Source organism: uncultured Kordia sp. (assembly GCF_947496985.1).
Classification (GTDB): Bacteria; Bacteroidota; Bacteroidia; order Flavobacteriales; family Flavobacteriaceae; genus Kordia.
The window spans coordinates 623,860-636,164 of record NZ_CANMEZ010000003.1 but is presented as its reverse complement, the minus strand read 5'-3'; the positions used below and the strand labels follow the sequence as shown (position 1 = coordinate 636,164).

Sequence of the window (12,305 nt, the reverse complement as noted above, 5' to 3'; positions counted from 1 at the left end):
GATAGTATTTGTTGATTTCTTTCTAATGGGAAATCTGTGCTTAGTGGAATGAAACATGCGCCAACTTTCCAAACTCCGAGCATTCCGATCAAATAATCAATCCCACGATTCATATAGAAAACTACTTGATCGCCTTTTTTGATTCCGTTTTCCAATAAATAGTGCGCTAATTGATTCGAACGTTCATTCAGTTGTTTATAACTAAGTGATTCTCCTTCAAATGTAATTGCAATCGCATTAGGGTTTTCAAAAGCCTGTTCTTCAAACAGAACAACTGCATTTTTATCTTTTGGATAAACCGTTGCTGTTTTATTTAATTCATTTACTAATATGTTTTCTTCTGTGGAAGTGAGATAATTGACTTCTGATATTGATTTTTCTGAGTTATTTACAAAATCAGTTAATGCAATTCTGAAATGCTCTTTTATCATTTTTACATGAGCGGCATCAAGCAATGAAGCATTGAAGTCCATGTTGATACCAAGTGTATGCGCCAAACCAACTTCTAACGTAAGTAGATAATTTGTCTTTTCTTCAACGTCCATTGTACCTGCATTCATGGTACTTGCGCTTTCATTTTCTGCTAAATCACCAACAGGATAACTTTCATATACTAATAAGGTATCAAAGAATTCTCCTGGAATTCCACTCCATTTTTTTATAGAACTTAATGAACTGTATTGATATTCTCGTGATGCTGTTTGTCCTTTTTGTAATTCTTTTAGAAAATCTAAAATTGATTGTTGCCATTTCAATTTGGCGTGCAACGGAAGTGTGTTTATGTATAATCCGACACGTTCTTCTGTGTTTTCATAATCTGATGGACGTCCTGAAACCGTAACTCCAAAAACAATTGCTGCTTTTCCTGTATATCGTGCCAATAAGTATGACCAAACTCCTTGTACTAAGGTATTTGCGGTAAGATGATGTAATTGGCAGAATTCCCTAATTTGATTAGTAAAATCCACATCAAAAATTAGTTTTTCACTTTGAAACTCACCAACTCCTTTATTTCTCTCTATATTTTTTCCAACAAAAGGTAATAAACTTCCTTCTTCTAAGGATTCCATGTAGGTTTCCCAGTAATTAGTTTCTTCTTTCTTGTCTTTTGAATCTATATAGTCTATGTAGTCTTTGTAGATGTCTTCTTCACGTTCTATTGGTTCTTTTCCATCGCAATACATATCATACGCTTGTAATAATTCAGACATAATTATTGGCATAGACCAACCATCTATTATGATATGATGATGCGTCCAAACCATTTGATATTCTGCTTCACTAATTTTGAATGCCGTTATACGCATTAGTGGCGGAATTGTAAAATCAAAACTTGTATGTTGATCTTCTACTATTGCCGCTTTTAATGCTTTTTCCTGTTCATTTTGTGATAGATTACTAAAATCGACCACCTTAATAGGCATTTCTACTTTTTTGAATACACTTTGAATTGGTACACTTAAATTTTCATGAAAAAACGCGGTACGGAGAATGCTATGATTTTTAAGCACGTAATTACAGGATGCTTTAAAGGCATCCAGATTTAATCCGTCAGGAAAACTCATTACCATTTGATTGGTATAGGCAATAGAATTTTGATCGTATAACTCATGAAACAACATCCCTTCTTGCATAGGGCTTAGCCTATAAATTGAGCTTATATTTTTAGATTTATTGTTATGATCATCTTCTTTTTTTGTTGTTTTCAGATAATCAATAAGCGCTGCTTTGTGCTTCTTTATGAAGTCAATTATTGTATGATCATTCTTTATGGTAAGAATTTCATCTTTGGTTAATTTTCCCTTTTTTCCGTTTAGAGAAAGTTCTCCATTGGCTTCTTTTAAGAATAGATTTTTATCAGCAAGCTTCTGAATAAATTGTTTCATGTAGGTAGCATTTTATAGAGTCATAAAAATGATCGTAGTATGTACGTTTTCACTTTTAATAATTCTTGAAAAGGTGTAATCGTTTTTTTGTGTAGTGATTTCGAACTCGTTTTAGCTAACAGCATTTATAGTTTCAACGTGCATTCCAAGGTGTTTTTCAACAAAACTACGTAGTGGTCCAATGTGTAATTCTTCACTGTAATAGTCAGCTTCTAAAGATTCTATCATATGATATTCTCCAATTAGTTTTCCTGCATCATAATAACGAACTACAGGATGTAAGAAGACACTTTTATCTCCATTTTCAACATCATCACTTTTTACACGATTGATAGCAAATGAACTATCGCCTTCAGGTTTTTCTCCAAATTCTAGCGTTAAGATGAAATGACGATTTTTTGTCCAAGATGCTGTTGAATGTACATATGCTGTTGGCAATGATTCATAGAATTTTGTTTCATTAGTAATTGCAGCTATTTCTATGACGTCGCATATGAATCCAAATTGTTGCCAAAGTGAAGATGCAATGTTTATTCGCTTCATTAAAACTTTTGTGAACGCTTCTTTTGAATTTTCGAGTGTTTCATGCGGAATTTTATTTCCGTAATATTTCTCCTCTAAAATTTTATGTAGACATTCTGCATTATATCTAAATCCATGAATAAATGCTGATGTCGTTTTTTTGTAATCTCTTTGTTGCGTAAGTGTTCCCGCATAGTACAAATCAGATATGTTCGTAGATTCCCATTGTTCTGTTTGGTCTGGAAAACGATCTTTAATTGCTAAATTTGGTTTTATATCATCTGCAAAAATAGATGTATCAAATTCAAAACCTGCAGCTAGTATTATTTTATCATACAATCGTGATTCTACTTCACCATCTGCATGCGAATAATAGAATTCTACATCAAGTTTATCGCCACTTTTCACAATTTTAGAAATTTGTGCATCAATGATTGCATTTTGCGATTTTAGTTGATACGTATCTAATAAGTTATTATTTACCGCGCGTAAATGACCTACAAAGTGCGTATCCCAAGCCATTTGAATTGGTGACGGACTTACAATGTGAATGAGCGAAGTAACATTTATTAGATGATCTGCAATCTCAAAACCTGAGTTTCCTTTTCCAATTATTAATACTCTTTTGTTTCGGTAATCTTTTGAATCTACTGAACAATCTTTGTAACGATCACAAAGTTCTATTCCCTCAATATTAGGATAATATGTTTTGAACATTCCAGAAGCAACAATCACACGTTTTGCTATATATTTATCTCCAGTTTCTGAAGTTACATGAAATACTCCGTTTACTTTTTCTATGTGTGTAGCGGCATTATTGTAACTAATATTTAGTTGATATTTTTCTGCAAAATCATTTAGATAATCAACCAAACGGTCTGCATTTGGCAAATATGCTTCTGAGTAATTCGTCATACGAAATTCAGGATCGTCACATAAAAGTGAATTCCAATCCCAACGAAGATTTATTTCTGGATCTTCATGTCCTGTATATATTTTATTGATAGAGATTAATCGTCTGTGTCTTGGATATTTTGCAAAAAAGCTACCTGCGTTTTCTGATTTTTCAAGGATTACATATGATCGGTTTGACTTTTGCATAAAGTATCCTACTTGCAAACCTGCAGCACCTGCTCCAATTACTAAATAATCTAGCTCTTTCATAATTCTTGATTGTTATTTATTTTGACAAACATTTTTTAGGTGTTTAGTCATTATTATATTTGTAAAGGTTGGTTGTTTTTTTAAGTGTAATTTGAATTACAAGCTTTTAGTTTGCTTTGCTATACATGGCTTTCGCTTCTAAATAAAATTGCTCCAAATAGCTAGTGTTCTCATCTAGTTTATTCTTCTTAAATCGATCACCATATAATGAATCGAATGCTTCAAACCATGATCTTTTTTCTTTTAGAAAAAGAATATCATGCACAGCTAAACTTCTAATAGCAAACAAAGGGTACGGAGACACAGACACTTTAAAGTCAGGATTATACGCACCTCTCTCATCACAGTTTGCATGAAACTGTCCTAGCATTAGTCCGTTAGACACAAAGACATCTTTAATGTTTTCATGTACACGATCTAAAGCACAAGCATCTTCATTTGACAAATTATTAAATATTATAAGTAGCCCTTTTTTGTAGACACTATTTCCTCCTATGGGCAGTAGTTCTTTAAATTTTTTTAGATTGTTAATCGTTACTTTTTCAATTTCCTTTATACTTCCTTTAGTTATTTCGGGAGCAAAAGTGATGTAATACGTGTCATTATCAATTGTTGGTTTTACAAAAGGACATACTACTTGGCTTCCCTTAGGTCGCATTATGTTTTCGTTTTCTTTTGTAAGATACCTATCTGACCATGAAATTACCTCTCCTCCAATTTTCAACATACTTGGGGTTAGAAATGAGTTTTTCACACGAATGATTTTAAGTTAGACATTTATTTTTGGTACTCAGGTTGTTTTTGTTTTATGATCGAAATCATTTTTAAGATGTGTTGATTTCGTACTTTTTATCGATTTGTAGATTTTGCATACTTGGTTTTAGAATTTTAAGATTTCGTCTCCTTCTGTTTCATCAGATTCTAAGAAGTTTTCTAATTCTTTATAATCTAATTGTCCATTAAGCCCATAATCTGCAGGTGTAAAGTCAACACCTTCTTTTTCACTACAGTGTTTTATTATTTCTTTTAGTTTTTGAACGTATCCTTCTGCGATTTTAACAATTGTTTCTTTTTTGTATTCTTTTGGCACATATCCAAAAACAATTATTAATTGCCCGCCAGTGATAGAACAGTTTATTTCCAAACGAGTTCTAAATGGTGTTTCTAAACTTAAGCTATTCCCCATTCCTTCTACAGAACGTGCTAACCATTCATTGGTTCCACCACTCATTGTGTTATCAAACTGTCCTAGATAGTTGAATCCAATATCCCAAGGAATATTTGCTAAAGTTTGGCGCACACTTTCTGAAGGATGGAAATAACGTAGTACTCCATAGCCCATTCCTTTGTCTGGAATTAATCGTAATTGTTCTTTTGTAGATTTGATTAAATCACTTGTATTAGTAACATTACCTATATTGATTTGTAATGGATAGAAACTTGTAAACCAGCCTACTGTTCCGGTAACATCTATAGTATTGAATATGTCTTCACGACCATGACCTTCTAATCCGACCATAATTTTTGACATTCCAAAATGATCTCCTACACTACTTGCCAATCCACTTAATAATAAATCATTAATTTCTGTATTGTATGCTTTGTTTGCTTCTTTTACAAGTAGTTGTGTGGTTTGTTCATCTAAAGCAATCGTTAGTTTTTCTACATCTTTTAGCAATGATTTTTCTTGTTTCATATCAACAGGTAGTTTTACTAAACCATTTGCTACATTTTCCCAATATGGAATTTGCACTTCCATGCTTGGACTTTGTGCATATTTAATTAGTGCTGAGTTAAATTGTCTATATGAACTTCCTTTTGTTCCTAAGTCGAGTTCTTTTCCTGCAGCTAATTGTGTAAAGCATTCACCTATATCATCTAATAAGATTCGCCAAGAAACTGCATCTATTACCAAATGGTGAGCTGCTATGAATAATCGATTATCTTTTTCGCTTTCTGGAGTTTCGATAAATACAAAATGAATTAAACTTCCGCCATCTAATGCTAAACTTTTTTGATGATGATCACATGTTTCTGTAATTGCTTCGGATAATTTTTCTAAAGAAATTTCTTGAAGGTTTTCATATTTTAAACTTCCATCTTGAACAGAGTAATATTGTTCCCATTTGTTATTTTTTTTCTCAAATTGCAAACGAAATGCATCATGATGATCAACCAATTTCCCTACTATTTGTTCTAATTCTTTGCGTTTTATTTTTTTAACTACATCCAATAACAATGATTGGTTGTAGTGTGCCATTTCTGAAAATTCACTGTCAAAATACCAATTTTGTATAGGTGTCAATTCAAAAGAACCTTGTAATAAGCCTTGCTCCGTAACTAGTTCATTTTCAGATTTGTTTTCTAAAAAGTCAGCTAATAAACGTATCGTTTGATGTTCAAAAGCTTCTTTTGGTGTGAAATAATAACCCTCTCTTTTGGCTCTACTCACTAATTGAATTGTTATAATAGAATCGCCTCCTAGTTCAAAAAAGTTATCATCAACTCCTACTTTGGTCACATTTAATAAATTTTCCCAAAGTCTGGTAAGTACAATTTCAGTTTTTGTTGTTGGTGGTATGTAATCAGCAACTTGTATTTCCGCTATATCACTATCAGGTATTTGCTTACGATCTATTTTACCATTTTGATTTAGTGGCATTGTTTCCAATACTACTAATAATGATGGTAACATGTATTGTGGTAATTGTTCTTCTAAGAATTTTTGAACTACTTCTTTTTCATACGCATCTTCAACTGTAACATATGCTACCAGTCGTTTTCCTAGAGATTCACTTTCTCTAACAAGTACAACTCCTTGTATAATATTTGGTGCATTTTGTAGCACTGTTTCTATTTCTCCAAGTTCAATTCTGTTTCCTCGAATTTTTACTTGGTAATCTTTTCTTCCTATGAAGTCTATGTTTCCATCTGGCAACCAACGAGCCAAATCACCTGTTTTATATAATAAGCCTTCTTTTTTGTATGGGTTTTTAATGAATTTTTCGTGTGTAAGTGTATCATTATTCATGTAACCTCTAGACAATCCTGCTCCGCTAATACATAATTCTCCAACAATTCCTATTGGTAAGAGTTCATCATGATTTCCGAGCATATATATTTCTGTATTTGCTATCGGTTTTCCTATTGGTAATTGTTTTCGATTAGCATCTGCTGCTTCTATTTTATGAATGTTTGATGAAATGGTACACTCTGTAGGTCCATATTCATTATATACACTACTATTTTTTGCACATTCTAATACAATGTCCATATTAATGGCTTCTCCTCCAACTTTTAATACTCTTAAAAATGCTAATTTTTCGACATCTAAGCTTATTAAGTAAGACGGTGGAATGTGTGCTATAGTTACCTTGTTTTCTTCTAGATATGAAGTGAAGTTTTCTCCATTTTTGATTAATTCTTTTGGCAAGAGTAATAAGCTAGCTCCTGAAATAAGACTTGTAAAAATTTCATTTGCAGAAACATCAAACGAAAGTGATATAAATTGTGATAGGCAATCATCTTCTGTAACACTAATTCTATGTTTTTGATCTAACATAGAGTTTACTAAATTGCGATGTTCTACCATAATTCCTTTAGGATTCCCTGTAGAACCAGATGTATAAATTACATATACAAGATTGTCATTTTTTGCAACTAAAACTGGGTTTTGCAAATGTTCTTGCATACTTGGTATGTCTTCAAATTCTATATCAATAGAAATAGCTTTTGTACCAAATTCTAAAATATCGAAAAGACTTTCAGAATTAATAATCATGAGTTCCAAACCAGATTCTTCAATGATATATTGCTTGCGTGATTGTGGATAATCTATGTCTATTGGAACATAAGCGGCACCAGATTTTAAAATTCCAAGTACAGATATAATCATCCACTCTGAACGATTCATCATTAATCCAATTAAATCATCTGGTTGTGTATTATATTCTGTTCGTAAATAATGTGCTAATTGGTTTGCCTTTTCGTTTAATTCTTTATACGTATATTTCGTTTCTCCATCTATTAAAGCTATATGATCAGGCGTTTTTGCTACTTGATTTTCAAACAATTCAATGATTGTTTTATCTAAGTTATAATCCGTTTTTGTTGTATTAAATTCATTCAACAATTGAACATCTTGCTGTGTTAGCATATCCAATTCGTGAATTTTGGTCATTGGATTTTTCACTACTGCTTTCAAAATGTTTTCGTAATGCATCAGCAATCGTGAAATTGTTTCTTCTGCATATAATTCTTTACTGTAAGTCACAATAAAGTTGATTCCTTCTGGAGTTTCTTGTACACTAAAATGAAGGTTAAAATCTACTTTTACATCAGAAATTGATTCTTGTAATAGCTTCAATTCTTCAAGCTCAACAGTTTCAGCCTCTTCTGTATTTTGTAGCACGAATATAATGTCTTGAATAGTTGACCTACTATTTAAATCGCGTTCATCTTCAATAATTCCAATTACCTTTTCATAAGGAATATCTTGGTGTGTATACGCATCTAATAACGTTTTTTTGACACGGTGTAATAATTCTTTAAATGTTGGTGTTCCAGATAAATCACTTCGAAGTACAAGTGGATTTAAAAAGAATCCGATAAGTGATTCTACTTCTGTTTGCGTACGATTCGCGATAGGACTTCCTATAGTGATATCATCTTGACCTGAATACCTATATAATACTACTTTAAAAGATGCAAGTAGCATCATAAATAGCGTTGCTTCTTCTTGCTGACAAATGTTTTTTACTCCTTGTAATATCTCATTATTGATGATAAATCTAAAGCTTGCTCCTTCATATGTTCTTGGACCAGTAACTTTGAAATCTGAAGGAAAATCAACACCATATGCACCTGTTAATTTTTCTCTCCAATAACTTAGCTTATTTTCTAAAACTTCGCCTTTTAAATGATTTCGTTGCCATATAGCATAATCGCCGTATTGTATTTCTAAAGGTTCTAAATTTAGTTGAATTCCATCATTATAATGTTGATAATATCCTACTAGTTCATTGATGAAAATTGGCAGCGACCAACCATCGCTAGCAATATGATGTGTTACTATTACTAATACGTGTTCATTATCGTTTATTGTAATTAAACTTGCACGAACCATATGATCTTTACTTAAATCAAATGGCATATTTACTTCGTTTGATATCATTGTATCTATTGATATCTTTTCTTCATCAAGAATCAATTTACGTAATGCCCAATTCCCAGCCGGCATTACTTTTTGGTACCCTATTCCATCTTCATCTTCTAAGTATACACTTCGCAATACTTCATGACGGTCTACAACACTTTGGAAGGCTGTTTCTAAATCTTCTATGTGTAATGCTCCATGAAAACGCAACACCATTGGTACATGATATTCTAAACTTCCACCTTGCAATTTATCTAAAAACCATAAACGCTCTTGAGAAAAAGATAATGGAATGCGTTCAGGTCTTTTAACTTTTTTTATGGATGAAACTGTCGTTTTAGTTTCATGATTTTGAAAGTATTTTATGAGATTTTCTTTTTCACTTTTTAATATGCTTAGAAAATCATCATCTATCTGTTTGTCACCAGAAATACTAACTAATAGTTTTTCATTTTTATAAGAAATGATTATTCCTTTTTCGTTAGCTTCTTTTAACAATTTTAAAATATCTTTTATCATCATATATTTTTATAGACTGATTATGAACAACATATATTTGTTCAACAGGAATTTAAATACTACTAATACTCACAACACATTTAAAAATGCATTGTTTGATTGTAGTAAAATGAGGTATGTTTATTCTGGGTAATTAATTGATAGAAGGTTTCTTTATTCAATTAATATAAGCTGTAATTATGCATATTGATTTTAAATTCTTAGGATGCATTTAGTGTTTGCTCTGAAAGAAAATAAGAAGGGATTGTTGCTGTAATATTTTGACGAAGAGAATCTATTCGTACAATGATTTTCTTTGCATTATCAACTTTTAGTATTTCACATTCTAGCCCACTTAATGAACCGATTGTTATTTTTTTGATATCCCCAATTTTTGGCAATTGCGTATTCGTTTCAATTTCTGTAACACCATCAGCATTCACTAATAGTTTTATTTTATCTATTACATTACTTGGTACTTTCGCATATTCTTTTCCAAAGCGAATGTATGCACAAGCGCCGTAGGTAGACAAGGCATTATGAAATTCCAACGGTCTTTTTATATTAACAAAAACGTATGAAGGAAATAACGGTTTCATGACTGTTTTTTTACGATCACTCCATTTTTTAATTGTTTTTACTTCGGGCAAAAACGCCTCAATAGACTGTTCGTTAAGTAGATTACATACTTTTTTTTCATGGCGTGATCTTACGTATAAGACGTACCAACAACTTTGCTTTTCCATTATGTTAACGTTGATTTTTAGGTATAGCTAGCGCTACTCTGAGTCACATTCTGTGTCTCAAACTTGAAAAAATAAAATGAAATTTATAAGGATTGGCTACCAATCGTTTTTAGCGTATAACTGTTGATTTTTAAGTACAAAAAACAACAATTACGACATACATAATCTAATCAGATTACACATGTTTTCATTTTATCAATATTTTTTTATGGGGGAAAATAATACTAGACTAAGCATTACTAAAAAGAGTTTGCCTCTCTTTACTTTTGTAAATATATATAATAATTTTATTCTACAGTAGAATAAATTAATTTTTTAATACTTCCATAACACATGTAAGTTAGTTCATGTATTAGACCAATAAGTTAAGTTAAATAAATACTAATTATATCTAGAATATATTACAAAATTTACATTTAAAAGTATTATCATATGATATACAAATTATTTAATAACTTGATGTTAATATACAATAAATTAACATATGAAAACAAAAAATATTTTCTTGGCTTAAAATATGTTTCATAAATATAAGAAGAATTATTAAAATAGAAAGACATGTAACATTATCTCAAAAAAGTATTTACATCTAAATTTATCAGATGATCGATTAGCTTACTTATACTTTCAATTTTTTAGTCATTTTATCCCAACCAACCTTCTCTATCCAAACTTCTGTATTGAATAGCTTCTGCGATATGATCTGGCAGAATATTTGGTTGTTGTTCTAAATCAGCAATAGTCCTAGCAACTTTTAAGATTCTGTCGTATGCTCTTGCGGATAAATTTAATCGTTCCATAGCATTTTTGAGAAGATTCAATGCTTTTGCATCTAATTTACAATGCAAGCGAATTTGTTTGGTATTCATTTGTGCATTGTAATGTAAGATTTCTGAATCTTCAAACCGTATTGTTTGAAAACCTCTTGCTTTTATAACACGCTCCCGAATTGCTGCACTGGTTTCACCTTTTCGTTCTTCTGAGAGTTTTTCAAAAGGAACTGGCGTTACTTCTATATGAATATCAATTCTATCTAATAAAGGTCCTGAAATTTTTCCCATATACCGTTGCATCTCCATTGGTGATGAAGCCATTGGCGAGTTTGGATCATTGAAAAAACCACTTGGACTCGGATTCATACTTGCTACCAACATAAAACTACTTGGATACGTAATCGTAAATCGTGCTCTGGAAATCGTTACTTCTCGGTCTTCTAATGGTTGTCGCATCACTTCTAAAACACTTCTTTTGAATTCTGGTAATTCATCTAAGAATAGAACGCCATTATGTGCTAAAGATATTTCTCCTGGTTGCGGATAGCTGCCGCCACCAACTAGTGCAACGTCTGAAATGGTATGATGTGGATTTCGAAATGGTCGTTCGGCTATTAAACCCGATTTGTCTTTAATGTTTCCAACCACGGAATGAATTTTAGTCGTTTCTAACGCTTCATGAAGTGTCAATGGTGGAAGAATTGATGGTAATCTTTTAGCTAACATTGTTTTTCCAGAACCTGGTGGCCCAATCAGAATAATGTTATGCCCGCCTGCTGCTGCAATTTCCATACAGCGTTTGATACTTTCCTGACCTTTTACATCTGAGAAATCAAATTCAGGAAATGCTAAGTTTTTCAAGAATTCTGCTCGTGTATCAATAATAGTTTGTTCTAGTGGTTCACCTTTGTCAAAAAAATTGATGACTTGTTTGATGTTATCGATTCCGTATACTTTTAAATTGTTTACAACAGCTGCTTCTTTGGCGTTTTGTTTTGGTAGAATAAATCCTTTGAAACCTTCTTCACGCGCTTTAATAGCTATTGGTAATACACCGCTTATGGGTTGTAAACTTCCATCTAGCGACAATTCGCCCATGATGAGATATTCTTCTATATTTTCAGATTGTATTTGATTGGAAGCAGCTAATATGCCTAAAGCTAAGGTTAAATCGTACGCACTGCCTTCTTTGCGTAAATCCGCAGGCGCCATATTAATCGTAATTTTCTTTCCTGGAATTTTATATCCATTGTTTTGTAATGCAGAAGCTATTCGATAGTTACTTTCACGAATGGCATTATCGGGCAAACCGACTAAATGATAACCAATTCCTTTTGCTATATTTACTTCTACTGTAATAGTTGTAGCTTCAATACCAAATACCGCACTTCCAAAGACTTTTTTGAGCATTTTATTGATGAGTTTTCAATAAAATTATCTTTTTTAGTACTGGTTTCCTAGTTAGATTTTGTAAGCGTTGAAAGTTTTGTATGAACGTCGTATTTTAACTAAAAAACCTCAATTTCTTATGAAATTGAGGTTATAAGTTTGGTAGATGTTT

6 protein-coding genes are annotated in these 12,305 nt (G+C 31.9%); all 6 read right to left on the bottom strand.

Features of this window, described 5'->3' with window-relative positions; all coding sequences use genetic code 11:
- Window positions 1-1,886: condensation domain-containing protein (locus Q0828_RS11195; protein ID WP_298420582.1), on the bottom strand; the 1,886-nt coding region annotated here is incomplete at its 3' end.
- A gap of 111 nt (window positions 1,887-1,997) precedes the next feature.
- A complete protein-coding gene (locus Q0828_RS11190) occupies window positions 1,998-3,572 on the bottom strand; it encodes an NAD(P)-binding domain-containing protein (RefSeq protein ID WP_298420580.1) in 1,575 nt (524 codons plus the stop codon).
- A 106-nt stretch (window positions 3,573-3,678) separates the two neighbouring features.
- On the bottom strand, window positions 3,679-4,326 hold the full coding sequence (locus tag Q0828_RS11185) for a DUF6875 domain-containing protein (RefSeq protein WP_298420579.1): 648 nt from the start codon (window positions 4,324-4,326) through the stop codon (window positions 3,679-3,681).
- Window positions 4,327-4,452: 126 nt separating this feature from the next.
- The gene (locus Q0828_RS11180) at window positions 4,453-9,249 is read right to left on the bottom strand and encodes a non-ribosomal peptide synthetase (protein WP_298420578.1); all 4,797 of its coding nucleotides are present in this window, start codon (window positions 9,247-9,249) and stop codon (window positions 4,453-4,455) included.
- Window positions 9,250-9,446: 197 nt separating this feature from the next.
- Window positions 9,447-9,971 (bottom strand): UpxY family transcription antiterminator, encoded by a 525-nt coding sequence (locus tag Q0828_RS11175; protein WP_298420577.1) that lies wholly within the window; start codon window positions 9,969-9,971, stop codon window positions 9,447-9,449.
- A 644-nt stretch (window positions 9,972-10,615) separates the two neighbouring features.
- Window positions 10,616-12,154, bottom strand: a complete 1,539-nt coding sequence (locus Q0828_RS11170; RefSeq protein WP_298420576.1) for a YifB family Mg chelatase-like AAA ATPase — start codon at window positions 12,152-12,154, stop codon at window positions 10,616-10,618.
- Window positions 12,155-12,305: the final 151 nt, after the last annotated feature.

Excerpts from the sequence above, each read along its gene's own strand:
- Q0828_RS11190 (WP_298420580.1), bottom strand. The coding sequence starts at position 3,572 with ATGAAAGAGCTAGATTATTTAGTAATTGGAGCAGGTGCTGCAGGTTTG.
- Q0828_RS11175 (WP_298420577.1), bottom strand. The coding sequence starts at position 9,971 with ATGGAAAAGCAAAGTTGTTGGTACGTCTTATACGTAAGATCACGCCAT.
- Q0828_RS11180 (WP_298420578.1), bottom strand. The coding sequence starts at position 9,249 with ATGATGATAAAAGATATTTTAAAATTGTTAAAAGAAGCTAACGAAAAA.
- Q0828_RS11170 (WP_298420576.1), bottom strand. The coding sequence starts at position 12,154 with ATGCTCAAAAAAGTCTTTGGAAGTGCGGTATTTGGTATTGAAGCTACA.